General features: G+C 43.1%; 22 protein-coding genes. 7 read left to right on the forward strand and 15 right to left on the reverse strand.

Going from position 1 to position 24833, the window contains the following annotated elements:
* Positions 1 to 422: 422 nt before the first annotated feature.
* Positions 423 to 1199: an ABC transporter ATP-binding protein gene (locus VB775_RS24925; protein WP_281008226.1), complete on the forward strand. Its 777-nt coding sequence runs from the start codon at positions 423 to 425 to the stop codon at positions 1197 to 1199.
* Here the strand turns inward: VB775_RS24925 and VB775_RS24930 are convergent.
* Complete coding sequence (locus VB775_RS24930) at positions 1196 to 1873, reverse strand: DsbA family oxidoreductase (RefSeq protein ID WP_281008227.1); 678 nt, start codon at positions 1871 to 1873, stop codon at positions 1196 to 1198. The genes VB775_RS24925 and VB775_RS24930 overlap by 4 nt on opposite strands.
* 290 nt (positions 1874 to 2163) lie before the next feature.
* On the opposite strand from VB775_RS24930, the gene VB775_RS24935 reads away from it, so the two are divergent.
* Positions 2164 to 2583: a helix-turn-helix domain-containing protein gene (locus VB775_RS24935; RefSeq protein WP_281008228.1), complete on the forward strand. Its 420-nt coding sequence runs from the start codon at positions 2164 to 2166 to the stop codon at positions 2581 to 2583.
* Positions 2584 to 2787: 204 nt separating this feature from the next.
* Here the strand turns inward: VB775_RS24935 and VB775_RS24940 are convergent, their stop codons facing one another.
* The 9 genes from VB775_RS24940 to VB775_RS24980 form a co-directional block, all read right to left on the reverse strand.
* Positions 2788 to 3636, reverse strand: coding sequence for a HEAT repeat domain-containing protein (locus tag VB775_RS24940; protein ID WP_281008229.1), 849 nt, complete (start codon positions 3634 to 3636; stop codon positions 2788 to 2790).
* A 205-nt stretch (positions 3637 to 3841) separates the two neighbouring features.
* A complete protein-coding gene (locus VB775_RS24945) occupies positions 3842 to 4657 on the reverse strand; it encodes a HEAT repeat domain-containing protein (protein WP_281008230.1) in 816 nt (271 codons plus the stop codon).
* A 118-nt stretch (positions 4658 to 4775) separates the two neighbouring features.
* The gene (gene cpcA / locus VB775_RS24950; protein ID WP_281008231.1) at positions 4776 to 5264 is read right to left on the reverse strand and encodes a phycocyanin subunit alpha; all 489 of its coding nucleotides are present in this window, start codon (positions 5262 to 5264) and stop codon (positions 4776 to 4778) included.
* Between the two features lie 104 nt (positions 5265 to 5368).
* A complete protein-coding gene (locus VB775_RS24955; RefSeq protein WP_281008232.1) occupies positions 5369 to 5887 on the reverse strand; it encodes a phycocyanin subunit beta in 519 nt (172 codons plus the stop codon).
* Positions 5888 to 6502: 615 nt separating this feature from the next.
* The gene (locus VB775_RS24960; RefSeq protein WP_281008233.1) at positions 6503 to 6667 is read right to left on the reverse strand and encodes a hypothetical protein; all 165 of its coding nucleotides are present in this window, start codon (positions 6665 to 6667) and stop codon (positions 6503 to 6505) included.
* 206 nt (positions 6668 to 6873) lie between these two features.
* Entirely contained in the window at positions 6874 to 7620 is a 747-nt protein-coding gene (locus VB775_RS24965) for a phycoerythrobilin:ferredoxin oxidoreductase (protein ID WP_281008234.1), read from the reverse strand.
* On the reverse strand, positions 7621 to 8346 hold the full coding sequence (locus VB775_RS24970; protein WP_281008235.1) for a 15,16-dihydrobiliverdin:ferredoxin oxidoreductase: 726 nt from the start codon (positions 8344 to 8346) through the stop codon (positions 7621 to 7623).
* A 368-nt stretch (positions 8347 to 8714) separates the two neighbouring features.
* Positions 8715 to 9629: a glycine--tRNA ligase subunit alpha gene (gene glyQ / locus VB775_RS24975; protein ID WP_281009371.1), complete on the reverse strand. Its 915-nt coding sequence runs from the start codon at positions 9627 to 9629 to the stop codon at positions 8715 to 8717.
* A gap of 200 nt (positions 9630 to 9829) precedes the next feature.
* Entirely contained in the window at positions 9830 to 11584 is a 1755-nt protein-coding gene (locus VB775_RS24980) for an ABC transporter ATP-binding protein (protein WP_281008236.1), read from the reverse strand.
* A 323-nt stretch (positions 11585 to 11907) separates the two neighbouring features.
* Here VB775_RS24980 and bchD point away from each other — a divergent pair, with 323 nt between their 5' ends.
* The gene (gene bchD, locus VB775_RS24985; RefSeq protein ID WP_281008237.1) at positions 11908 to 13953 is read left to right on the forward strand and encodes a magnesium chelatase ATPase subunit D; all 2046 of its coding nucleotides are present in this window, start codon (positions 11908 to 11910) and stop codon (positions 13951 to 13953) included.
* A gap of 30 nt (positions 13954 to 13983) precedes the next feature.
* Here bchD and VB775_RS24990 read toward each other — a convergent pair whose 3' ends face one another.
* Positions 13984 to 14658: a Uma2 family endonuclease gene (locus VB775_RS24990; RefSeq protein WP_281008238.1), complete on the reverse strand. Its 675-nt coding sequence runs from the start codon at positions 14656 to 14658 to the stop codon at positions 13984 to 13986.
* A 148-nt stretch (positions 14659 to 14806) separates the two neighbouring features.
* Here VB775_RS24990 and VB775_RS24995 point away from each other — a divergent pair, with 148 nt between their 5' ends.
* Positions 14807 to 15484, forward strand: coding sequence for a DUF2459 domain-containing protein (locus VB775_RS24995; RefSeq protein ID WP_281008239.1), 678 nt, complete (start codon positions 14807 to 14809; stop codon positions 15482 to 15484).
* A gap of 82 nt (positions 15485 to 15566) precedes the next feature.
* On the opposite strand, the gene VB775_RS25000 is transcribed toward VB775_RS24995, so the two are convergent.
* Positions 15567 to 16838, reverse strand: a complete 1272-nt coding sequence (locus VB775_RS25000; RefSeq protein ID WP_281008240.1) for a glycosyltransferase — start codon at positions 16836 to 16838, stop codon at positions 15567 to 15569.
* 307 nt (positions 16839 to 17145) lie between these two features.
* Between VB775_RS25000 and VB775_RS25005 the strand changes: the two genes are divergently transcribed.
* The gene (locus VB775_RS25005) at positions 17146 to 17940 is read left to right on the forward strand and encodes an ABC transporter permease (protein WP_281008241.1); all 795 of its coding nucleotides are present in this window, start codon (positions 17146 to 17148) and stop codon (positions 17938 to 17940) included.
* A 156-nt stretch (positions 17941 to 18096) separates the two neighbouring features.
* On the opposite strand, the gene hisB is transcribed toward VB775_RS25005, so the two are convergent.
* The 3 genes from hisB to VB775_RS25020 form a co-directional block, all read right to left on the reverse strand.
* Positions 18097 to 18699, reverse strand: a complete 603-nt coding sequence (gene hisB, locus VB775_RS25010) for an imidazoleglycerol-phosphate dehydratase HisB (RefSeq protein ID WP_281008242.1) — start codon at positions 18697 to 18699, stop codon at positions 18097 to 18099.
* Between the two features lie 68 nt (positions 18700 to 18767).
* Entirely contained in the window at positions 18768 to 19211 is a 444-nt protein-coding gene (locus VB775_RS25015) for a type II toxin-antitoxin system death-on-curing family toxin (protein ID WP_281008243.1), read from the reverse strand.
* A 3-nt stretch (positions 19212 to 19214) separates the two neighbouring features.
* Positions 19215 to 20228: a DNA-binding protein gene (locus tag VB775_RS25020; RefSeq protein WP_281008244.1), complete on the reverse strand. Its 1014-nt coding sequence runs from the start codon at positions 20226 to 20228 to the stop codon at positions 19215 to 19217.
* 134 nt (positions 20229 to 20362) lie between these two features.
* Between VB775_RS25020 and VB775_RS25025 the strand changes: the two genes are divergently transcribed.
* Together VB775_RS25025 and VB775_RS25030 are read left to right on the forward strand one after the other, a co-directional pair.
* Entirely contained in the window at positions 20363 to 23269 is a 2907-nt protein-coding gene (locus VB775_RS25025) for a cation-translocating P-type ATPase (RefSeq protein ID WP_281008245.1), read from the forward strand.
* Positions 23270 to 23273: 4 nt separating this feature from the next.
* Complete coding sequence (locus tag VB775_RS25030) at positions 23274 to 24806, forward strand: YcjF family protein (RefSeq protein ID WP_281008246.1); 1533 nt, start codon at positions 23274 to 23276, stop codon at positions 24804 to 24806.
* Positions 24807 to 24833 lie beyond the last annotated feature (27 nt).

The raw sequence follows: 24833 nt of genomic DNA on the forward strand, positions 1-24833 counted from the left end.
TTTCTGTGGTGGTAAGATGGACAAAGCTCATGAGGGTATCCTAATTATTGTGATTAATATCAGAATATCCTTATGAGTCCCTTTACGCAAAGATCTCTAGGTGTTGCATTTCATCCTTGAATTGGCGCAAAACTTACATTGCTATAGTGTTTTGCCAATTTAATTTTCATTGTGCCGTAGGCACAATGAAAGCCTCTATAATACCAAAACACAAAATGGCATAGCCATTTTGTGTTTTTAAAACCCTTACTGGGCTTGGCTTTTAATTCACGGAAGTGTTGTTACGCTTCCGTGAATTGGCATAAAAGCAAATGGCCTATAATATGGTGAAACCTATTCAGAAACACAGGAACATAGTTGGGCTATCTTAATTACCATAAGTCTTCTCTCGCAATATAGCGCCGCTCAAAATCAAAAAATTTATGAATATAAGTCAATCAACTTTAGCTATTCAGCAAGTAACTCGCCGATTTGGGGGCTTAGTGGCGGTGAATGAAGTGTCCTTTGATGTACAGGAAAATGAAATCTTTGGTGTGATTGGTCCCAATGGAGCAGGCAAAACGACTTTGTTCAATACAATTACAGGACTAATTGCTCCTAGTAGTGGCAAGGTTCTCTACGGTGGTCAAGAAATCACTAATCGTCGTCCCTACCAAATTGCAAAATTTGGAATTGCTCGCACATTTCAGAATATCCGTTTATTTGGTGAACTTTCGGCTTTAGAGAATGTGGCGATCGCTCGACATCTTAGAACTACTTCAGGTATTTGGAATGGAGTTTTAGGTCTACCACCAACTCATAAAGAAGAAAAGCTAACCTATGATCGCGCCCTAGAACTATTAGAACTAGTGGGCTTAAGAGATCGTGCTGATGTCAAAGCCAAAAACTTCTCCTACGGTGATCAGCGTCGTCTGGAGATTGCTCGCGCCCTTGCCCTACAACCAAGGTTATTACTGCTAGATGAACCCGCCGCAGGGATGAATCCCAATGAAAAAGGACAACTTAGTGATTTTATCCGCAGTTTGCGCGATCGCTTTGCCCTAACAATTTTGCTCATCGAACATCATGTTCCCCTAGTTATGGGACTTTGCGATCGCATTGCAGTTTTAGACTTTGGACAGTTAATTGCGATCGGCAAACCTGAAATTGTCAAAAGCGATCGGGCAGTGATTGAGGCTTATCTTGGCGATGAAGGTTAACACCATGAATGCTCACCCGCAGGATTGTGAAGCAACTCGCGAATGTTGGCTTCGATAACGCGATAGCCGACATTGCCATTGAGTCTTTGCCTACCTTCATTAAAGATAAGGGTGGGACTGACAGTAACATTATGCTCTTTCACTAATTCCATATCTTTAAATAGACTGGCATAGGCTTCACCACTATCAATAATGGATTGAATTGCTTTTTTGGGTAATTTGAGTTTTTTGGCAATTTCTAACTGAATGTGGCGATCGCTGATATTGGCAAGTTGAGTAAAAAATGCTTCGCGAAATGCCCAAGCTGTCTTTTCTAGTACCTTGTCCGACTTTGGTACTAATCCTTTCACTTCTAGCAATTGCACAGCACGCAGAAATAAATGTGCTGACAGGGAAGAATCAGGAATCTCTTGAGTCCAAACATCAGGATGAACAGAGATATGTTCAAACTTACTTGCAGTCTCTTTAACATGATTGCTATAACCAGTTAATCCTCCGCGATCACGCCATCCCTTCTCTAGTTTTTCATGGGCATTTCCAAATACGGAAACAAAGTGATATTCAATTTCAATATTGTCAGGGAAGGCAAGCTTTAGTTCTTCTAAACGAATTTGAGCAATGTAAGCCCAAATACAAAGTACATCTGAGAAATAGAAAATACGAATTGGTTTCATAGTGATTATTTTGGCATAATCTAAATTTTACGGCGATTTGCGTTTAAGCCGAATTCAAAAAATTTCTTATACTTAGCTTGACTAATAATTGCTGTAGAGCCAGCGGTCTTTAGCGCTGTCCATCTTAGTGGTTGTAAGGAAGTTTTGATGATGCCCCTTTATGTGGCAAGGGCTTTAGCCTCTTGTTTATTCTGCCTATAAGGGCGATCGCTATAATTAGTATAAAATCGTTCAGTAATGTTAGATTAACACCCTTTCTAAAAATCTAACAAAATTGTTGATAGTAAAAGATGCCACCAAGGTTACAGGTCAAAAACGAAGATTGCTCACCGCTAGGGCTATATGTTCTTCAATATTTAGAAGAACAAGACATTAGTATGAACCATCTCGCCGAGTTGGCTGGTGTACCACAACCACGACTACGTGGTGCTTGCTTTAAAGGAACTTGCCCTACGCCTGAGACATTGCGAAAATTAGCCAAAATCATGGGCAAGCATCATTTAGAGCTATATACCTTGGCTTATCAAGGCAGGATTGAGCAGGTTCCAGAAGATGTGGATGATAACTTGCTGGATATTTTAATTAGGCAAATGCTGGAAACAGCAAGGGAGCTTAATTTAGCTATGCCCAAGGTTCAGCCTTCTAAAGCAAAAATCCGTAAGGCTTTAATGGAGCTAGGTTTTAGAGAAAAACGTGAGGAAATTCCTTGAGGATTACTGACGTTATACCAAAACACAAAATGGCGTAGCCATTTTGTGTTTTGGTATTAATTACTGATGTTCCGTGGAACCCTCATCCCCCAACCCCTTCTACCGCAGGAGAAGGGGAGCAAAACCCATATTATTTTCTTTTTCCCCTCTCCTTCGGGAGAGGGGCTAGGGGTGAGGGCTTTACAGACCTCCGCGTAACACCAGTTAATTATTTGTCTCGGTGATCGCTGCGGCTAATTGCTGAAACCGACGTGGATCGCCTTCACTGCCAGAATTAATGCGCTCTTGTCGCTTAATTTCATAAAGTTGATTGAGAATATCTTGCCAATCATTAGAAGTTAGCGGTGATTTTTTCTCTTCAGTCTCTGATATTTGTGTAGACTCATGAGTATTAATAGATTTAACTTGTTGAATTTTTTGCTGAAGCTTTTGTTGAGCTAGCCAAACCCGACCACGAATGGCGAGAACTTCATCATTACAAGACATCAAATTGAATTGCGTTTGAATTTCTGCTAGCCATGTGGGATGTACATCAGCGATCGCGATCGCCAAAGACTGTAAGCCCACCACTGAGGCATAGCGCACCACCCATTCTTCATCTTGTTGCGCTACAAATAATAAAGCATCTAAGGCTTCTTCTTGAGCGATTTCCCTTAGTTCATCAGGGAACCAATGCCATTTCATTGTACCTAAACCCTTAACGGCGGCGCGACGTACACTCATCGCAAAGTCCGCAGTTGCCACTCCAAGCAAAGTTACCAAACCCCGTGGGTCACCAATCCCTGCTAAAGCTCGAATAGCCCATGCGCGTGCTGTGTAATTATGCATATCTAGGAGTTCGAGCAAAGACGGTACAGCAGCGCTTCCCAGTAAAATTAGCCCATCCACAGATGCAACTGCGGCTCCTGGATTGTTATAACTTAGTGCCTCAATCAATATGGGGATAGCACCTTCTAAACGAGCCGCCGCCAGATTTTGTACTGCTTCGAGCAATAGTTTGGAAGAATCTGCTTCTTCTACGGCTTGGATAAGTTGGGAAAGGCGATCAGTCATATAGATAGGTTAGAGAAGCTCTTTGCGCTCCTCTACTCTACAATAAATCATCCATCAGTACCAAAACTCTAATTGCTTCATAAAAAAACAAATAAAAGGGTCGCATAGCGACCCTTTTATTTGTTTGCCGTCACTATAAGAAAACAAGAAGAGAAAGTGGCGCTTCGCGCCACTTTCTCTTCTTAGGTAATATGCTTGGCGATAGCTATAACAACTCATCCATCAACGCCATGACTCTAATTGCTCCTTCGGTCAAATCTGGGGGAGTCGCTAGAACTATTTGTTTTTCTAACAAACCTTTAAGAGAAATTAACTTCAGGCTATTCTCAGCCATCGTATTACCGATCGCTTCTGCTGCCGATAAATAACCGATCGCCCCTAAGTCCGAAAGAACTGTCCGTCGTAGTTGTAAGTCATCATTGGCAAGAGCCGAAACTAAGCGATCGCCATATTGATCGGCAACCGCAGGCTCCGAAAGCTGATACATCGCTCTAGCCGCAGCATATTGCACTTTAGGAATCGGATGATCTAAAAATGGCAAAATGTGCGGAATCGCTTTGACTGCACCTAATGTTCCCAATGCTTCGAGAAATGCATCGTAAGGATGTTCTGGTTCTGAGTCGGCGCTAGCTTCAGAGTTAGGATTTTTGATTAACTCAATTAGGTAAGGTATGCAGGAATCATCGCCCAACATTTCTAACGATTGAGCCACAGCTTCACGCACATAAAAGTCATCGCATTCCAAAGATTTAATTAGAGCCGTTACAGCACGGCGATCGCCCAATTTCCCCAACGCCCTTGCTGCATTGCGTCGTAATGGATAGCCACCTGCCTCAGTGCGATCGGCTTCGTCGGCTAAAGCATCAATTAAAAGATCGATCGCTTCTGGTACATTCACCCGAAAACGCCCTAACCACCAAGCCGCATAAACCCGTAACCCCAAGTCTTCACTTTGGAGATTTGCGATCGCTTGTTCAATGGTTAATAAATTATCGTCTGGAATACCAGTTTCTTCATTCATAATTTTAATAAAGCTTTGTAGTACATAATAAGCAAAAGCGGCGCGAAGCGCCGCTTTTGCTTATTGGATTTAACACAAAAAGCACCCCATTGGGGTGCTTTTTGGTTCTTAGAAAAAATTAGCTAAGTGCATTGATTGCATAGTCGATGTAGGAGTTTGCTTCAACAGCAGAGTCTCCAGACAAACCATGGTTAGCCTTAACATACTTAAGAGCTTCAACGTACCAGCTAGGAGAAAGATCAAAGGTGCGGTTGATTTCTGCAATACCAGCAACCAAGTAATCATCCATTGGACCTGTACCACCAACTACGCAGCAGTATGTAACCATACGGATGTAGTAGCCGATATCACGTACACACTTGTCTTTACCAGTTTGGGTAGAAGCGTAGTTAGCACCAGTCATGGAGGTGGTGTAAGGGAACTTGCTGTATACAGCGTTAGCTGCGCCAGAAGCCAAAGAATCAGCCTTTTCGCTCAAAGCCTTAGCAGCAGCTAGACCAGAGGTAGCTTGACGGAAACGACCAAAAGCAACTTGAACTTCGGTAGAGCTGAGGAAGCGACCTTGAGAATCGGCGGCGGATACTGCTTCGGTTAAAGGGGTTTTCATTGTGGGATGTTCTCCAAAAATAAGTTTGTTAAGTGAGGTTTGGTCTAAAGACCAATTAATTTGTCGTAAAAATACTTGCTGACTGAAAACTGGACAAGACCAGACTAGGCAACAGCAGCAGCAGCCTTGTCGAAGTAGCTACCGATTTCACTCATAAGAGCAGAACAATCGCCACGGGTTACGCCGTTAGGATCGTTAGCAATTGCGATCGCTGCATCCTTCATTTTGCCGATACCTACAGCAACGGAAGCGCCAGGAGTACCAAGAGCCAAGTAGGTTTCTCTCAAACCATTGAGGCAACGATCTTCCAAGATGCTTGCATCGCCAGAGTAGATAGCGTAGGTCACATAGCGCAAGACGATTTCCATGTCACGCAAGCAAGCTGCCATACGACGGCTGGTGTATGCATTTCCACCAGGAGCGATCAAAGCAGGTTGTTCAGCGAACAAAGCACGAGCAGCATTAGCCACGATTGCAGAAGAGTTGCTGGTGATGCGGTTTACAGCATCTAAACGCTTGCTGCCATCGGCAACCATTGCGTTAAGAGCATCAATTTGGGAAGCACTGATATAAGCGCCTCTGGAATCAGCTTGGGATACTACCTTTGCAAATGCGTCGTACATAATACTGTTATCTCCAGTTATTGAGTAATTATCTTTTATTTTTTTAGACAGTCAACAATCTCAAACCAACTAATGCAGTCCTTTAATTGTTAATAGCTATTTTAATTGTTTCTGATTTTCTCTGTTGAGAAATTTAGAAAAACTTTGTTTTTATAAATAGCTAGTTTGTTCACCCTTGACTTACAAATGAGCGGCAAATGATTGCTGTTCATTTATTTCATTGGTTTAATTTCTAACCTATTTGTTTATACTATGTCGTTGGATCATTTTTTATTACAGATTGTCACAATATATGACGGCTTGTTTCGAGAGCTCGTTTTTGGGCTACTGATCGCCATTGATCCCACGTAAAAAGGCGGTTCTAGCTATGACAGCCGTACCTTTTTCATTCTTGTTTTAAAATTTGCTGTATTTTCAGCAACAATTGCTGGATCTGCTTGAAGTAGGCGCAAAAGCAGATTTTTGATCAAAAAATATGTTTTTTGTATAGCTAGGACATCAACCCCAAACAGTGGCGGCGCTTTGCGCCGCCACTGTTTGGGGTTTCCTTTTGTTTAGATAATTTGCAACAAATCTACGTCAAGATCCGTATTTTTAGTCTTCCCATAGACACGATCAATGATGGGACGGGTGTACCATGACCCAAATAAAATGCTGATACGTCCCTTTGGTGCTAAGACTCGTCAGAGTCGTCAACTCTGGACGTTCACGCTCTTCATCAGAAGCGGCTCCAAAGGCATGGGTTTCTAGATAATGTGGATCTATCCATCCATAGAGCAAATTAACAGTTTCCCCCTTGCCAGCACCATCTACACCACCAAATGAGAATAATCACTGGAAAGGAAGCAGTTTGGATATAAACCCAGTTTAGCGATATTAAAGCTACCCAAACAATTTGTAAGTCTGTGGTAGGAATAACTGCATAGGTTCAAATCATTTTGGACATTGGGTTTGAGATGAAGATGAATGATATAAATCGTAACAGACTAGACTTGTTCCAATTTGCGCTCTAGGTCAAACAAAAATCCATGAATATACTCTTCTGTCCACTCAGATCCATAGAACCGAGTAAACATACCCCTAGCAGGATCTTTTTCCGCTCGATATCGTAAATATCTGAGTTGAGCCTCTCTAATTTCGGCTAACTTCTGTGGATCAGTTACAGGCTCAGCGCGATCGCAAAAATCTAGATAAGCCTGAAGGTAATCTTTGAAAGCATTAAATACATGGGTTTGCACCACTTCATTCTCTTTGGGGCGAGTCCAGAGAAACGCAGGGGAGAAAAACTGACTTGCTTCTTCAGGGAAATCACCACCCCAAGTTAGATGCTGTTGATAGGATGCAAAGATCGGTAGGATCGACTTTGTGTATTTGTCCTGATAGTCAGGATCATCACGAAATAATGGTTGCATATCCAGCGCAATCAAATGCCCCCCAGGAAGAGTCACCAGATCGCCCCCAAAGAATGGCAAGTCATAGTGCAAATGTGGAAAAATCACAAAGTTTAAAACCTGAAGGGAACTTCCACCCTGCACATGAGCTGCCCGAATTTGTCGTAGCTTCGATGACTGATAGCCATGACTAGTGGTCAAAACTTCGTTCTGATGGCTGCCCTTGCCCACGATCGCCGATTTCGACTCGAAGCCTTCGGGGATTGGATAAGAATGTAAATCGGGCAATCGCTCTTTTAAATAGGCGATCGCATGATCTAAAAAAGGTTGATATAGAGTCATTTAAGCGGTCACTGCTAGGGGCTTGGCATCTTCAAACAAAAATCCATACAAAAACTTCTCTGACCATTCATGACCAAAGTAACTACTGAAAAGTCCAGAGGCTGGATCGCGATCGGCGCTGTATTGGTCATAGTCTTTCTGGGCTTTGACGATTCGCTGAATATCTGACTGATCTACTAGAGGTTTCGCATCGTCAAGCATTGTCCAATAGAGATTCAAATAATCTTTGAATGCTTCTAGTACTCTAGTTCTCACGGTTTCAGGATCGGTCTTTGCAAACAATAAATATTTGGAGAAGTATTGATTGGCATCATAAAACTTCATTTCCAGATTTTGAGCTAAGTCTGGATACTTATCGTGCAAAGTTTTGAGAGGATAAATGTATTTTTCTAAATAGCCCCGATCTTGAAATAATGGCTGAAAATCCATCACAATTAAATTCTTGACTGATCCAAAAGACAAGAAATCAATCCCTAGTAATGGCAAGTCATAGTTATGACTAGGATAGATGACGCTATTAAAAATTTGGGCGCTTGCACCTGCATCAATGTATGTATAGCGAATTTTCCGAAGTTCTGGACATTGGTAGCACCAACTGCGAATCGTTGCAGGGTTACGACCGCGATCGCTGACACAAGACTCTAAACCTGCTGGTATCAAACGGCTTTGCAAGTCAAACCTTTGAAATAGAGACTGTTCTAGGTAGTCAAGAAAAGGTTTATACATGAATTTTATGAAAAACTACAAATTTGTAAAAATCGTTTTTAAAGTCTTAATCCATGACAATACGAGATCAGTTCTTTATCCAAGGTGAATATGAGAAACTAGTTAATAATCCTTAACAAAAGAAGCTACAGCAACGTAAAAACATAAAACTCACGTTAAATGAATGCGGCGCAAAGCGCCGCATTCATTTAACGTGAGTTCGATATCGCCATTTGCGGCGTGCCAAGCACGACGCAAATGGCGATATCGAACTCACGTTCATTTATTTGGGTTTTGAATTGCTATAGCAATACTTAATAAAAAAGTCAGCCTATGGCTGACTTTTTTATTAAAAAGCAAAGAGAATAGCGGCGCTATTCTCTTTGGTGTCAGGTTGAGACTGCTAGCTCAGCACCTAAAGGAAATCCTAGTGCTTCTCTTTGGGCGTAATAAAGTTTGGCAACTTGGCGAGCTAAATTGCGAATACGTCCGATATAGCGCACCCGCTCAGTCACCGAAATTACGCCTCTCGCATCCAACAAGTTAAAGGAATGCGAACATTTCAACACGTAGTCAAAGGCTGGTAAAACTAGTTCAGACTCTAATAAATTTCCTGCTTCCTTTTCGTATTGCAAGAACAATTGGAACAGTAAGTCAGAATCCTGCGGCTTGCCGCCGAAGTTGCCGAAGTTGTAGCCGCTATGCTCGACTTCACCTTGGTGATGCACCTGTCCATATTTAATGTCGCCTAGCGTTGGATGCGATCGCCACACAATGTCGTATACCGAGTCCACCCCTTGCAAGTACATAACTAGACGCTCTAGCCCATAGGTGATTTCCGCAGAAACGGGGCGACAGTCTAAGCCGCCAACCTGTTGAAAATATGTAAACTGGGTGACTTCCATTCCATCTAGCCACACTTCCCAACCGACACCCCACGCACCGAGGGTCGGTGATTCCCAATCATCTTCAACAAAACGTACATCATGATCGGCGGGATCAATGCCCAAATGTTTGAGGCTATTGAGATATAGATCCAGCACATCATCGGGGGATGGCTTGAGAATTACCTGAAATTGATAGTAATGTTGCAAGCGATTTGGATTTTGTCCATAGCGTCCATCGGTGGGACGACGGCATGGCTCGACATAGGCGACGCTCCAAGGCTCAGGACCGATCGCTCTCAAGAAAGTATGTGGACTCATTGTGCCTGCACCCTTCTCGGTGTCGTAGGGTTGAGCAATCAGACATCCGCGATCGCTCCAATATTTTTGCAACGCCAAAATAACCGACTGAAAATCCATGCTGTACAGGGCAATAACACTAGTGTTTTTTATCCTATCAGCGATCGCACCGCAAATCTTCCCTCTCCTAATTATTCCAGCAATTCTCATTATGAAAACGAGTTTAATGTTTCCAGAGCCTTTGGCGCTGGAAACATTAAACTCGTTTTTTTGAATTAACAAAAGTGTTGCTACACTTTCGTTAATTCATATACTTGATATCACTTGATAGCAGTTTCAAGTTTGTGCTGATTCCAGAGCTTCTGATAAAGTTGAGACTCAGCCAGTAACTCGGCGTGAGTACCTACTTGGACAATTTTACCTGCATCCATAAGCATAATGCGATCGCAGGTTGAAGCAGCCGATAGATTATGTGTAATAAATAACACGGTCTTATTGGCAGGAAAATTTCCTAAAATCCCTGTGGCAGTCTGATTATCTACACTAGAAAGCGCATCATCTAATACCAAAATTGGGGTATCGACTAGCAAAGCTCTAGCTAAGGCTGTACGTTGTCTCTGCCCCCCAGACAATGTAATGCCACGCTCCCCAACAAGGGTGTCATATTGCTTCGGAAACTTGAGAATCTCTTGTTCGATACGCGCCTGATTGGCAAAGTTCTCAACTTCATGGTCGAAAGCTTGGGGTTTGCCATAGCGAATGTTGTCGCGCATCGTTGCGCTGAATAGGAAACTATCCTGCGGCACGAAAGATATAATTGCGCGGAGATCCTCAATCCGCATTTTTGTAATATCAATACCATCAATAAAAATTTGATTGGATGGAACTTCTACTAAACGCATCAAAGCACTAGCAAGAGTGGACTTCCCTGAGCCTATAGTCCCCAAAATAGCAATAGTTTCACTGGGATAAATTGTGAAGTTGACATTATTGAGCGCAGGTTGGCTAGCACCAGCATAGATGAAAGTGAGATCGTGAGCTTCAATTTTTCCTGTAACTTTCTCTTTATTAAGGGCGATCGCATCTGATTGATCCGTGATCGCTGGTGGCATATCGAGAATACCTTGAATGCGCCCAATACTTACTAATCCACGCTGATAAGTCACCATCACAAAGCCCAAAATTGCCGTTGGGAAAATTAGTCTTTCCACATAAATGATCAGGGTCAGTAAATCACCTATTTTGAAAGTTGTATTTACTGGGTTTGCTAACTTTTCGCCTCCAAACCAAATCAATACCAAGAAGCTAATGCTGGCAATTCCACCCAGTAATGGAAATAAAATATTCCGACTGCGTGCCATTCTCAGATTTGCATCTAGTAGGCGATCGTTTAATTTCCCAAAAGCTCCCCGTTCATTCTCCTCCTGAGCATAGGTTTTGATCAAAGCCATGCCATTGAGATCTTCTTGTAAAAGCGAACTGACATTTGATAGTTCTTCTTGCACTTCTAATTGTTCATCACGCAACTGACCGCTAAATCTCTGCACGATCACCAACATGATCGGATAAACAGAAACTGATAGCAAAGTCAGCATCGGATCGATCGCAATCATCGCTGGCAAGGTCAGACTATATACAAATACTGAATTGATGATGCTAAGTAGGGCAAATCCCATTAGGCGGCGAATATTTTCCACATCGCTTGTGACAATGCTGATTGTCTCGCCTGCGGAATTGTTGGCAAAATAAGTCGGTGGTAGCTTGAGTAAATGCTCAAAAATTTGTTGCTTGAGGCTGTATTCAATTTTGCGACCAATCCCAAAAATCCATACACGCGATACCATGCGGATGACCCACATCAGGGACGACAAACCAATAATCAGCCACACATAATGCATCAGGTTTTGAGAATCCATAGCCTGAATCTTACTAAGATCGTCAACTGAGACTCTGATCAGCCAAGGGATATATGTGCCGAGCATGTTTGCCAAAAGTAAGGCAACCGTACCGATAGCTAGGTCACTCCAGAAAGGACGGAGGTAATTTGTGAGATTTTTAAATTGCGATCGCGCCATAATATATCCATATTACTTGATTTTGACAAAAGCTTTCCTAGTAAGCCTTTGCGAAAATAAAGTATTGTTTTTCGTACTGTTGGCGGTAGTTAGTACGAAAAGTATAGCCACACTTTTGTGAATTAAAAACCAGATCTAGCAAGGGTTTTCAAAACTAAAAATGGCGATGACATTTTTAGTTTTGAAATTAGTGGTGCGGCGCAAAGCACCACTAATTCTTTGGTGGGAAAGGAGTAGCTACTTACTAAACGCTATAATTGGCTCGAAGCTTAAAATTTCATCTCCTAAAACTTTTATATTTCTCAACCTAATAACTCGATCGCATGGTATCTTCGCTGCCCCTAACCACAAACATCTCCAACACACCCATCACATTTCCTCTAGCTGCTGTGGTCGGTCAAGAAGCGATTAAAACCGCCTTACTGCTAGCAGCGATCGATCCTGCGATCGGTGGCATTGCCCTCGCAGGTAGACGCGGCACTGCCAAATCCGTCCTTGCTCGTGGGATTCATGCACTGCTGCCTCCCATCGAAGTTGCTGTTGAGTCGCTTAGTAACTGTGATCCTACTAAGCCCGACACATGGGACGATGCTCTAGTCAAGGCTATGAAGGACAAAGACAAGAGTGAAATTGTCACCAAAGTTATTCCTGCGCCATTCATCCAAATTCCGTTGGGAATTACCGAAGATCGGCTGATTGGTTCTGTGGATGTGAGTCGCTCGGTGCGCGAAGGTCAGACTGTATTTCAGCCAGGGATTTTAGCAGAAGCCCATCGTGGCGTTCTCTATATTGACGAGATTAATTTACTCGATCCTCAGATTTCTAATTTGTTGCTTTCCGTTCTCTCCACAGGCTATAACCAAGTCGAACGCGAAGGCATCAGCTACCAACATCCTTGTCAACCTTTGCTGATAGCAACCTATAACCCTGAAGAGGGCATTTTAGGCGAACATCTGATGGATCGGATTGCGATTAATCTTTCGGCTGATGGAGTTCTCTCCCTCGATCAACGAGTGGAAGCTGTAGATATGGTACTGGGCTATGCCAATTCTCCTGAAGCATTTTTGAGTAGTTATGACTCGGATATTGACGATCTGCGGACACAGATTATTTTGGCGAGAGAATGGCTCACTGATGTGACCATTTCTAGGGCGCAGATTCAGTATCTCGTTGCCGAAGCAGTGCGGGGTGGAGTGCAAGGACATCGTGCTGAGTTATTTGCTTTGCGGGTAGCGAAGGCGGCGGCGGCTCTTGAAAGTCGGACTCAAGTTAATGCAGATGATTTGCGTCAAGCAGTGGAACTAGTAATCGTGCCGCGATCGCCTCTTTCGCCAGAGCAGCAACAACCCGAACAACAACAGCAGCAACAAGCCCCGCCACCGCCTCCAAATCAAGATGATGGCGAACAGGAGCAGGATGATAATCAGGAGGATCAGGAACAAGATCAAGAGCAGGAAGATGAATCTCCTGAAATTCCTGAAGAGTTTGTCTTTGATCCTGAAGGTGTAATTCTCGATCCTGAAGTTCTGTTTTTTGCTCAGTCGATGCAAAAGCAAGGGCGATCGGGTACGCGCAACGTCATCTATTCCCAAGAGCGTGGGCGTTACATCAAGCCAGTTTTGCCTCAAGGGAAAAGCGATCGCATCGCAGTAGATGCTACCCTCCGCGCCTCGGCTCCCTATCAAAAAGCGAGAAGATTGCGTCAACCCCATCGCAAAGTGATCGTTGAGGATGTGGATATCAGAGCAAAGAAGCTAGCGCGTAAGGCAGGAGCGCTGACGATTTTCTTAGTAGATGCATCTGGATCGATGGCATTAAATCGGATGCAATCAGCTAAGGGTGCGGCTTTGCGGATGTTGACCGATAGCTATCAAAACCGTGACCAAATTTCGCTAATTCCCTTCCGAGGTGAAAAAGCCGATGTGCTTTTACCGCCCACCCGTTCCATTGAGGCGGCTCGTCGTCGTCTCGATACCATGCCCTGTGGTGGTGGTTCGCCTCTAGCCCATGGATTGACTCAGGCGGTGCGGGTGGCGATGAATGCTAGACAGTCGGGCGATGTTGGCTCGGTGACGATTGTGGCGATTACGGATGGGCGCGGCAATGTACCACTGGCGCGATCGCAGGGTGAACCCATCGATCCTGAAAATAAGCCTGATATCAAAGCTGAATTAATCGATATTTGTCGTAAGATTCGGGCGTTGAATTTGGGGCTGTTGGTGATTGATACGGAAAACAAATTCGTATCTACTGGTTTTGCCAAAGAACTCGCCGCCGCAGGTGGTGGTAAGTATTACCATTTGCCTAAGGCGACTGATCAAGCGATCGCTAGTGTTGCGCTAAATGCGATCGCCGATCTGCGTAACTAAAAAGAAAGGGTGCAAAGCACCCTTTCTTTTTTATGGCTCAATTCCTAATTCTCTAAGTTTTGCCGCAAGGCGATCGGCACGTTGTTTTTCTGAGTCGGCACGTTGACGCTCCTTTGCTAGCAAGTCTTGGATTTCGGCATAATTTAAGAAAGGATTACCGTCAGCATGAAACATTTTTAAGGTTTCATCATTAATTTCAAACTGAATTCCTAATCTAGGGCTTTGCCAACCACGAACAATAACGAGAGGCGCTAGACTGTCACCCTGTCTTAGCCACACTAATAAGCGATTAGCTTCATAGTCATAAATATAATACTCTTCCACTCCATAGCGATCATAGAACAGGAGTTTCTTATCCATTTCTTCTTGAGTATTAGAGGGAGAGAGAATCTCAAATACAACTTGTGGCGGAATATTATCTTCTACCCATTGTTTGTAAGAGCCTCGATGTCCTCTTGGTCTACTGATCGCTACCATGATATCAGGAGCAGTCGAGAGATCGTTACGACCTTGGACGGGATACCACAACAAATCGCCTGCAACAAAAATCTTCAGATCACTATTTTGATTTTGACTAAAAAACCAGTCAAGATTTTCTTTGATTGTGACAATCCAAATGAAATGCGTTGTATTACTTGCCATGGGCTGACCATCGCTTTCAGGGTAAATAATTTCAGTTGATGGGATGGTTAGCTGCGAAACCATAGCACAACTCCATAGGAAGGTAATTAATTTGTTTTATTTTACATTACACTAACTTTGAGGATGGGCGGCGCAAAGCGCCGCCCATCCTCAAAGTTAGCATTAACACATTATGATAATTGGAGCATAGACAATATTTTTAAAATTGCCCATGACCCGTAAGCAGAAAACTGCAATATTTCTAGGAATATTACTGGGGATTTTGATCGCGATCGCCAGTTATTTTCTCTATTGCCCTAGTCCACCTGCGGGGCTATTTCCTCCTGCACCAAACGTAAAAACTCGCACGATTTATTTTGTCCAGCATGAATGGCATTCGGGCTTAGCATGGGCGCAACAGCGAGGAGAAAACTTTGGTGTAGAAGAATGGAAAGACTCTCCATTTGTGGAAGTGGGATGGGGCGATCGCCAGTTTTATTTTGCGGGTGATCAGTCGATTCCTTCGATGCTGAGGGCTGTTTTTATTCCATCGGATAGCGTGATGCATGTGACAAGCTTTGCAGAAGCACCTGAGAAATTTTTTAAATTTCCTATTTTGCCGATAGAGCTATCAGAGGCGGGATTTCAAAATTTATTTGCTCATGTGAAGCAGACCTTTGCAGTTAATGAAAAAGGTGATCGCTCAGCAGCGATCGGGAAAGGTCAATATGGAGTGAGTAGTTTCTATGCGGCTGTGCCGAGATATTTCTCGGCTTTTAATTGCAATACATGGGCTGCTGAGGCTTTACGCAATGCAGGAGTTTCCGTTTGTCCTAATCGGGCAATTTTAGCGAAAAATCTTGGTGAGCAAATCAAATCTTTACAAAACACAAGTAAGGGCAATTCATGAATTGCCTTTAAGTCTTTAAAATAAGAACCCGATTTTTGATGGCGCGGCAAAGCCGCGCCATCAAAATTAAATTGCAGAACCCTTACGTAAATTCTTTTAAAGCCGATCGCAAGATTTCCGCAGTTTCATAGTTCTGTTGTTGCTCGTGGAGTTGGATTGCTCTGGTGAAGGAGGCGATCGCTTCTGGGAAATAGCCTACTTTCATCAGTACTACACCTAAATTCTGATATGCATCGGCATAATTAGGCTCAAGGGAAATTGCTCTTTGATAGGCAGCGATCGCATCGGTAAAACGTCCTGATGTTTTGAGCGCAATTCCGTAATTAAAATGTCCTTGGGCAAAATTGGGAGCGATTTGAGTTGCCTTTTCAAAATAGGCGATCGCTTCTTTTTGTTGATGTTCTTGATAGATATTGCCTAGATTGAGATAAGCCGAAAGCTTCACAAGATTGGGAACATCTAGCGCGATCACTTGTTCATAGGCGCTCTTGGCTGGTTCCCAATCTCCATTTTGTTGATAGGCAAGTCCCAAATGGTAATAGAGTTCACAACGAATTAACTTTTGTTGTTCTGGTTCATCAATTAACGTTAGTCCTTTTTGTAACAGTTCAATTCCTAAATTGCGATCGCTGTTTTGATTGCTACTGATGTACAAAGCGCCCAGTTTATTGAGCATATAACTATCATCAGGAAAGGCTGCTAAATGCTTGTGCATTAATTGTTTGGCAAATTCGAGCTTATGCTTTAGTAGGATTTCGCTATCCGTATAGCCATAATGCAGTAAAACTGGAACTTCTATATTTAGGACTTGCCAATGGGTTTCTTGAGTTTGTAAAGATACCACTGATTGATCGATGGATTCATGATAGAGTCCTGTAAAAGTAATCGCAGGATGATTGCGAAATAGTCGTAATACTAAGGAATAGGGGGATTGCTTTGCCTCTATTTCCGAGCGCAAAAGATTGACGGCTAAACAATCATCTCGCTGCATCACCTCTTGCAAAATAGCGATCGCACTTTGCTCCAAAACTTCATCGGCATCAATTACTAAAATCCATTTGCCCTTAGCCTGTGCGATCGCATAATTCCGCGCCTGTGAGAAATCATCACACCACTCAAAATGAAATACTCGTGCCTGATATTTTTTGGCAATGGCTACGGTGCGATCGCTCGATCCTGTATCGACAACAATAATTTCATCAACAAGTGCCTTTAGACTCTCCAAGCATTTTGGTAAGCGCTGCTCCTCATTTTTGACAATTAGGCAAGCGCTTAACTCGATGGATATTGGCGATCGGGCAAATCCTTTCTTGGCAGATTTAGCTACAGGTTTAGATGTTTGGGTGCGGGACATGGCGTACAGTTTATTGAGGCTTTAAGTAGTAAGTAGGTCATCAAAAGAAATCTGTAAATATCCAGATCCCCGACTTTTTTTGTGGATTTGTAAATTATCTTTGCTTGCTTAGAAAAAGTCGGGGATCTTAATCCGTGCTTTTTAAGTTTTCTTATGCCTAGTTACTTACAGAAATATTTTTAAAAGTGACACGAAACGCCGATGATCAAAAATATCTCTGGGTTTTAATTCAGCGCAAAGCGCTGTAGGAATTTTTGAGTTGTAGTATTACGGGTTAGGATATTTATCTTAACAGTTGAACTGACCTATGCAGCTTAGATATATATTGCGCGTTACGACGACTTTATTTGCCACCTACTACGCCTATATGCTCGAATATCGGGCTGAACTTTTCATCTGGTTATTATCCAATTCTTTACCATTTATTTTAATGGGAGCATGGCTAAAGGCATCAGAAACTGGAAGCTTTGGCTTCACAGCTTTAGAGTTTATTCGTTACTTCTTAGCCGTGTTTGTAGTACGTCAATTCAATATTGTTTGGGTGATTTGGGACTTTGAGAGGGAACTGCTTTCAGGACAGCTTTCCCATCGTTTATTACAACCAATCGACCCATTTTGGCATCACTTGATGAATCACATCGCAGAACGTTTTGCCAGACTGCCGATGCTAGTAGTGCTGATTGCTCTATTTTTTGTGCTCTATCCACAATCTTTTTGGATTCCTTCATGGACAACAGGATTACTCGCCATATTTATTGTCACGATCGCCTTCCTGTTGAGATTCCTGATCCAATATACCTTTGGACTTTTATCATTTTGGACTGAGCGTGCGAGTGCGATCGAGCAACTCTGGTTTTTAGCCTATATATTTCTATCAGGCATTATTGCGCCTTTGGATGTATTTCCACTGCTTATGCGCGATATTGTGATGTGGACTCCCTTCCCTTATATGGTGTATTTTCCTGCGGCGCTTTTGGTGGGAAAGGCGATCGCTGTTTGGCAAGGAATTGGGGTAATGGCAGGATGGATGGTCATCTTTTTTGTAGTCAATCGTTGGCTATGGCGTAAGGGAATCCAGCAATATTCTGGTATGGGAGCTTAGTCTCAAAACCTTAGTCTCAAAACCTTAGTATAGCTATAGCTACCTGTATCAGGACAAGTCAAAACCCAAATAATGTGAGGCGGCGCGAAGCGCCGCCTCACATTATTTGGGTTTTATGTCCTAATTAGACCGTTATCTCATCTTGGAGTTTTAGGGCTATAAAACACCCTTTGAGCTAGGAATCATACTGGCGCGACGCGGATCGACTTCTACTGCCATGCGTAAAGCACGAGCAAAAGCCTTGAAAGCAGCCTCGATAATGTGATGGGAATTGCCGCTTTCTAAGGGGCGCACATGCAGTGTCATTTGCGCGTGATTAACCACAGCTTGAAAAAACTCACGGATTAGTTCTGTGTCATAGGTTCCCACTCGTTGATTGGGAATCACTAAGCCATATACCAAATAGGGGCGACCCGAAAAGTCGAGGGCTACCTGTACCAAAGATTCATCTAGTGGCGCAACAAAATGCCCAAATCTCGCAATCCCCTTGCGATCGCCTAATGCTTGCCCCAGAGCTTGCCCTAACACAATCCCCACATCCTCATTGGTGTGATGATCATCAATGTGTAAATCACCTGTTGCTTGCACATCCAAATCAATCAATCCGTGGGAACAAATTTGATGCAGCATGTGATCGAGAAAGGGAATACCAGTATTGATATTGCCTTGACCAGTGCCATCAAGATTTAACGCCACAGTGACATCGGTTTCGCCAGTTTTGCGGTGGACTTTGGCAATGCGAGGAGTATCGTAGGACATAGCTCAGCAGGATTAAAAAAATTTAAGTGAAATAAAGTTTCAAGCTTTACTTTAACCTTAAATCGAGCTTAAGTTCTTGGCTGCACTGCAAGAAAGATTTTGAGCTTAAGCGATTCGCTATAATCATCTTCATAGATTAATGATTTAACGATCTCTTCCAATAGATTTTTACTGATTAATCCTTCTGCTACCCAAACAGCAATATTTTCCATTTCCAATACAAATTTTTTCACAACATAGTCGTAGCCATTGATTTTTAAAAAATAGCATCCTAGTTCAATGCTTGAGCGTTTATTCCCATCCATAAAAGCATGGGATTTATTTACAGAAAATACCAAGTGAGTCAACTTATCTTCAAGTTCTGGATAGTAATCATCATTTTGAATATGTGCAAGTGGAGCTTCTAGTAAGCCCAAGTTATTTATCCCAGCAAGCCCTCCCGAATTATTAATGATCCAATCATGCAATACAACAGCGTAATGAATATCAAAATAAAAAAATTTCTTACTCATTGATTACCGATCCTTGAGACGTTTAAACACAGCCAAAATCTCTGGATCAGCTAGTTGTTCTTCTAAAGATTTACTGGCTTCGCCTAAGAATTTTTCAAAATCAGTTTCTGGGACTGTTTGAATGTAAGCCTCTAACTTTTTATGAAGGGCATCTCTAAAACTTAGATCTCGGCTTGCCATTTTTACGCGAGCATCTTCGATAATTGGCTTCAGATAAGGATTACTTGCCGCAACTTCCATAAGCTGATCTAGTTCAACATACTGGAGTTTTCGCCCTAATTGCTCTGATTTACTTTTCATCTCCTCTGCTAGACCATTTTCCACACTAGCAATCGCCTTTAATACTTCAGCATAAAGAGTATCGCGTATATTGTCCTTGCTCTTTAAATCAAGAATTTGCCTATATTCTTGAGCATTTTCTTTGAAAACTAGTTGATAGATTTTATTGGTATAGATCCCAAATTTGCCTTTTCCCATATCTAAATAGTTATCTAAAGCATTGGTAAAGACTTTACGATAATTAAATTCTTGATATGTTGAAGGTAGGTAATCACAGTCTCGTTGATTAATGTATTTAGTGTGCCCTCCTGATCGCTCAGCAACCACCTCAATTACAATATCGAGGATGCGTGAACGGATCATTCTGGCGCGATCGCTCTCCGTTAAAAGCATGGCGAGATTAAGTAAAGCTCGAAATGTAAATATGCCTAAAACTGTTATTTTGCTACCTTCATCAGTGAAGATACCACCGATAGTGTTTAGGAAATCTCTAAGTACTTGCCCGCGTAAAACTTTATAGCCGTTAGCTTTAAGTTCTTCTGTATGACTAGCAATATATCTTTCGATAGTGCTTTCACTGATCTCAAATAGGGCGACTAGCTGCTGCTTCGTAAATACTACAGTATCGTCATAAACAAACCCGCCGAGAGCTAAATGCTCTTCTACTTTTTCTAGCGCATAGCGATTATTTAGAATATTCTGCCGATCTCGTTGGGAGTTTGTAAGGTCATTAACCACGACAACTATCTCTGAATAACGAATGTAAGGTTGTATTGCTATTTCTTACCATAACATTCTACCTAGTTTAGCGATAGCATAGACTCTGATAGGCTTAAGCAGAGTCTGTAGAACCTAGATCGTTGACAACCCCAATGGCAACAAATACAACAACTAAGCAAGTTTGGCACACTTTAACGATTGATGAGGCGATCGCGGCTTTGGATACAAATCCAGAGTTGGGGCTAGAGTCTTGGCAAGTAAGCGATCGCCAAGCTATCTATGGGCGTAATGAGTTAACTGGCAAAGCGGGACGCTCCAAGCTAAGTATTTTTGTCGATCAGTTCACCAACATCATGTTGCTGATGCTGATGGGTGTGGCGGTAGTTTCAGCAGGATTAGATTTGCGGGTGGGTAATTTTCCCAAAGATGCGGTAGCGATCGCGGCGATCGTTATTCTCAATGGCATTTTGGGCTATGTCCAAGAAAGTCGCGCCGAGGAAGCACTTGCTGCTTTAAAACGGATGGCGGCTCCCAATGTGAGAGTCCTTCGCGAAGGGAAAGTTACGGAAATCCTCTCAGCAGAACTGGTAGTAGGGGATATTGTGTTTGTGGATGCAGGGATGCAAGTTGCGGCAGATGGACGCTTATTAGAGGCGATCAAGCTGAAAGTCAGAGAAGGGGCGCTGACGGGAGAATCGCAAGGTATAAATAAATTTGCCGATCAAGTATTTCATGAAGACGAATCCTTGGGTGATCGCCGCAATATGCTCTTTCAGGGGACTGAGGTATTGCAAGGACGCGGGATGATGCTGGTCACATCGATAGGAATGCAAACGGAATTAGGCAAGATTGCCAATCTCCTGCAAGATGTGGAATTGGAAGAAACTCCCTTACAAAGACGCATGACCGAACTTTCTAAGGCTTTGGTAGTTGCCTCTTTGGTGCTAGTAGCGATCGTAATTAGCATAGGGCTATGGCGCAATGGTGACTTTGTGAAGTTGCTCAATACATCCTTAAGCATGGCGGTTGCCGCAGTTCCTGAAGGTTTGCCTGCGGTAATTACAGTAACTCTAGCCCTTGGAACTCAGAGAATGGTGCGCCGTAATGCACTGATTCGGAAATTGCCTGCGGTGGAAACCCTTGGTTCGGTGACCATGATTTGTTCCGATAAAACAGGAACGCTGACCCAAAATAAAATGGTAGCCGAAAATATTTTTACTACAAATTATGCTGCCCAAATCAATGGAACTGGCTATGAACCAATTGGCGAATTTTCGCTTTCCCGACTCGCAGGAGACATGCTGGCTAGCGATCTCAGCATTTATCAATGTGCAGAATTACAGCTTTTACTAGCGTCAGGTGTAATTTGCAATGACTCCTATCTCCAAAGCAAAACTACCAATGAGATCAGCAGAACAAGGGGCTTAAGCCCCTTGCCCATTGCTACAAATAGTTCACAGTGGAAAATAATCGGCGATCCTACCGAAGGCGCGTTATTAACTTTGGCAGGAAAAGCTAATCTTTGGCAGTCGCACTTTACGCATTATTTCTCAAGAGTTGCGGAGATTCCCTTTACATCTGAGCGGAAAATGATGAGCGCGATCGCTACCATTAACAGTATGAATGCCGAAGATACACCCGAAGCCCTACGAGCGATCGCGGCACTGTTGCCGAATACACCTTACTTTCTATTTTGCAAAGGTTCACCAGAGTTAGTTTTAAGTCGCTGCGATCGCATTCAAATCGATAAGCAAATTGGTGTCATTACAACTTCCTATAAAACAGCGATTAACATCCAAAACACTCTCCTTGCTTCAAAGGGAATGCGGGTATTAGGATTTGCCTATTTGCCCTTGGAAAAATTACCGACAGAGGAAGAACTCGCCAATATAGAAAATAATCTCGTTTGGTTAGGAATAATTGGGATTCGGGACGCGCTCAGGGTTGAAGCGGTGATGGCTGTGCGAACCAGTCGCCAAGCGGGGATTCACACGACGATGATTACAGGCGATCATCAACTTACCGCCAAAGCGATCGCTCTTGACTTAAATATTTTTTATCCCGATAGCGATCGCGTTTTAACTGGACAAGAAATTGAGTTGATGACCGATGATGAACTCACGACTCTCTCTCGACAAACTGCTGTCTATGCCAGAGTTTCCCCTGAGCATAAACTAAGAATCGTCCAAGCATTACAGCGATGTGGTGAAGTGGTGGCGATGACTGGGGATGGTGTGAATGATGCCCCTGCACTCAAACAGGCGAATATCGGCATTGCCATGGGAATTACGGGAACAGATGTTTCTAAAGAAGCTAGTGACATGATTCTGCTGGATGATAACTACGCGACGATTGTGGCGGCAACTGAGGAAGGACGCACGGTTTACGCGAATATCCGCCGCTTTATTAAATATATTCTTGGTAGTAATGTCGGTGAAGTGATAGCGATCGCCTCCACTCCATTTCTCGGCGTTAATGCAGTTCCACTCACCCCTTTACAAATCCTATGGATGAATTTAGTTACGGATGGCGTACCCGCATTAGCTTTAGCTGTGGAGCCATCGGAAGCTGATGTAATGCAAAGACCGCCTTTTAACCCCCAAGAGAATATTTTTGCAAGGGGATTAGGTTGGTATATCCTGCGAATTGGTGTTGTCTTTGGTTTGCAAACTATTTCCTTAATGGAACTTGTCTACAACTCTGGTAATCCCTCATGGCAAGAGCATTGGAAAACAATTACATTTACCACTCTCTGTATTGCTCAGATGGGTCATGCCCTCGCCTGTCGTTCTGATTCCAAACTGATCATTGAGTTAAATCCTATTTCCAATCCCTATCTATTATTTTCCGTGATTTTTACCACGATCCTGCAACTTGCACTGCTCTACGTGCCAAGCCTACGACAATTTTTCGGGACAGATGCTCTTTCGGCTTCAGAGTTGGGCTTATGCTTTGGATTCAGTATGTTGTTGGTTTTGTGGGTGGAATCAGAGAAAATCATCCTCAGGTGGTGGAGGAAGTCTCACCCTGCAAAATCCTCTGTAAAACCTCAGTCCTAAGCCAATGAAAAGAAAATTTCCTTGGTTGCGATCGCTACTTGTTTTAGGCTGCTTTGGTCTAGTAATTTCGTTTGTCGTTCCCTTACTAGATCGCATTATTCAAATCTACCAACTTGTCTCCACTTCATCGCCAATCTTAGGCGGCTTCGTAGTGCTGTTAGTGATGGGAGCATTGGCAGGATTGTTTTTTGTGCTTTGGCGATATCTTAATCTGTTTCAAGCAGAACCATCTGCACCCCGACCAATCCCTGAAGTTCCCACCGACAAAATTGAAGCTGCTCAAGATAGTCTCGAAGCTCTAGAGCGTCAAGTTGAGCAGATCCAAGATGAGGTAATGCGGCGATCGCTTGCTGAGCAAACAGAACAACTCAAAAAGAATTTCATTCGTCAAGAATTGCGTGTGGTAGTGTTTGGAGTTGGCTCCGCAGGTAAGACTTCCTTAGTGAATGGATTGCTCGATTTAGCACTTCAAGATCCTGAGGTTAGAGGTGAAGTAGGCGCAACTATGGGAACTACACAACTGGGGAAAGTCTATATACCTGTGAAGTTCCCCAATCTAGATGTACCTGTGCAAATTACTGATTGTCCAGGGATTTTAGAAGCGAGTGCCTTGGGTAGCGATCGCGAACAGGAAGCACGAAAAATCGCCACAGAAGCAGACTTGATTGTATTTGTGGTCGATGATGACTTACGACGCTCAGAATATGAAGTTCTCAAAGCGCTTACGGAAATCGGCAAACGAATTGTGCTTGCTTTCAATAAAATTGATCGCCTCACTAAAAGCGATCGCGAAATCATTCAGACTAGTTTGCGATCGCGGGTATTAGACTTGATCGCGCCCGAAGATGTGGTAGCGATCGCTGCCAATCCTGCCGCAATTACCATCGACTCTGGTGAAGTCGTTACGCCTAAGCCCAAAATTCAACCTTTGCTGGCTCGTATGCTCGATATTCTCAGCTATGAAGGCGATGAGCTGGTGGCTGATAATGTGCTATTGCGATCACAAAGGCTAACGGAAGCAACTCGTGAAGCGCTCTCTCAACAACAACAAGCAGAAGCCGAAAAAGTAGTTGAGAAGTTCCAATGGTTAGTAGTTGGGGTAGTTTTTGCAACGCCTTTACCAGTGGTCGATCTCCTCGCTACAGCCGCAATTAACGCACAAATGGTGGTGGAAATTGGAAAGGTCTATGGTTGCGAAATCAATATTGATCGCGGTAAAGAATTGGCAAATTCGCTCACCCGCACTCTAGTTAGTCTCGGTATCGTTAAAGGCGTAGTCCAAATCATTACCACAGTCATTTCCGTAACGGTCGTAGGACTAGTTCTCAAGGCGACGATTCAATCAGTGACGGCTGCCTATCTCACCCGCATTGCTGGCAAGAGTTTTATCGAATATTTCAGTCGCGATCGCGATTGGGGTGATGGTGGTATCGCGGAAGTGGTGCAGCGTCAGTTCCAACTAAATCGCCGTGATGAGTTTCTCAAAGTCTTTGTCCAAGATGCTGTCAATCGGGTGATGGTCTTGATGAAGCAATGATAAACAAGAAAAGAGACAAAATTATTT

Origin of the sequence: Pseudanabaena sp. CCNP1317 (assembly GCF_034931345.1) — a bacterium.
GTDB classification, from domain to species: Bacteria; Cyanobacteriota; Cyanobacteriia; order Pseudanabaenales; family Pseudanabaenaceae; genus Pseudanabaena; species Pseudanabaena galeata.

Excerpts from the sequence above, each read along its gene's own strand:
- VB775_RS24925 (WP_281008226.1), top strand. The coding sequence starts at position 423 with ATGAATATAAGTCAATCAACTTTAGCTATTCAGCAAGTAACTCGCCGA.
- VB775_RS24930 (WP_281008227.1), bottom strand. The coding sequence starts at position 1,873 with ATGAAACCAATTCGTATTTTCTATTTCTCAGATGTACTTTGTATTTGG.
- VB775_RS24935 (WP_281008228.1), top strand. The coding sequence starts at position 2,164 with ATGCCACCAAGGTTACAGGTCAAAAACGAAGATTGCTCACCGCTAGGG.
- VB775_RS24940 (WP_281008229.1), bottom strand. The coding sequence starts at position 3,636 with ATGACTGATCGCCTTTCCCAACTTATCCAAGCCGTAGAAGAAGCAGAT.
- VB775_RS24945 (WP_281008230.1), bottom strand. The coding sequence starts at position 4,657 with ATGAATGAAGAAACTGGTATTCCAGACGATAATTTATTAACCATTGAA.
- cpcA (WP_281008231.1), bottom strand. The coding sequence starts at position 5,264 with ATGAAAACCCCTTTAACCGAAGCAGTATCCGCCGCCGATTCTCAAGGT.
- VB775_RS24955 (WP_281008232.1), bottom strand. The coding sequence starts at position 5,887 with ATGTACGACGCATTTGCAAAGGTAGTATCCCAAGCTGATTCCAGAGGC.
- VB775_RS24965 (WP_281008234.1), bottom strand. The coding sequence starts at position 7,620 with ATGACTCTATATCAACCTTTTTTAGATCATGCGATCGCCTATTTAAAA.
- VB775_RS24970 (WP_281008235.1), bottom strand. The coding sequence starts at position 8,346 with ATGTATAAACCTTTTCTTGACTACCTAGAACAGTCTCTATTTCAAAGG.
- glyQ (WP_281009371.1), bottom strand. The coding sequence starts at position 9,629 with ATGGATTTTCAGTCGGTTATTTTGGCGTTGCAAAAATATTGGAGCGAT.
- VB775_RS24980 (WP_281008236.1), bottom strand. The coding sequence starts at position 11,584 with ATGGCGCGATCGCAATTTAAAAATCTCACAAATTACCTCCGTCCTTTC.
- bchD (WP_281008237.1), top strand. The coding sequence starts at position 11,908 with ATGGTATCTTCGCTGCCCCTAACCACAAACATCTCCAACACACCCATC.
- VB775_RS24990 (WP_281008238.1), bottom strand. The coding sequence starts at position 14,658 with ATGGTTTCGCAGCTAACCATCCCATCAACTGAAATTATTTACCCTGAA.
- VB775_RS24995 (WP_281008239.1), top strand. The coding sequence starts at position 14,807 with ATGACCCGTAAGCAGAAAACTGCAATATTTCTAGGAATATTACTGGGG.
- VB775_RS25000 (WP_281008240.1), bottom strand. The coding sequence starts at position 16,838 with ATGTCCCGCACCCAAACATCTAAACCTGTAGCTAAATCTGCCAAGAAA.
- VB775_RS25005 (WP_281008241.1), top strand. The coding sequence starts at position 17,146 with ATGCAGCTTAGATATATATTGCGCGTTACGACGACTTTATTTGCCACC.
- hisB (WP_281008242.1), bottom strand. The coding sequence starts at position 18,699 with ATGTCCTACGATACTCCTCGCATTGCCAAAGTCCACCGCAAAACTGGC.
- VB775_RS25015 (WP_281008243.1), bottom strand. The coding sequence starts at position 19,211 with ATGAGTAAGAAATTTTTTTATTTTGATATTCATTACGCTGTTGTATTG.
- VB775_RS25025 (WP_281008245.1), top strand. The coding sequence starts at position 20,363 with ATGGCAACAAATACAACAACTAAGCAAGTTTGGCACACTTTAACGATT.
- VB775_RS25030 (WP_281008246.1), top strand. The coding sequence starts at position 23,274 with ATGAAAAGAAAATTTCCTTGGTTGCGATCGCTACTTGTTTTAGGCTGC.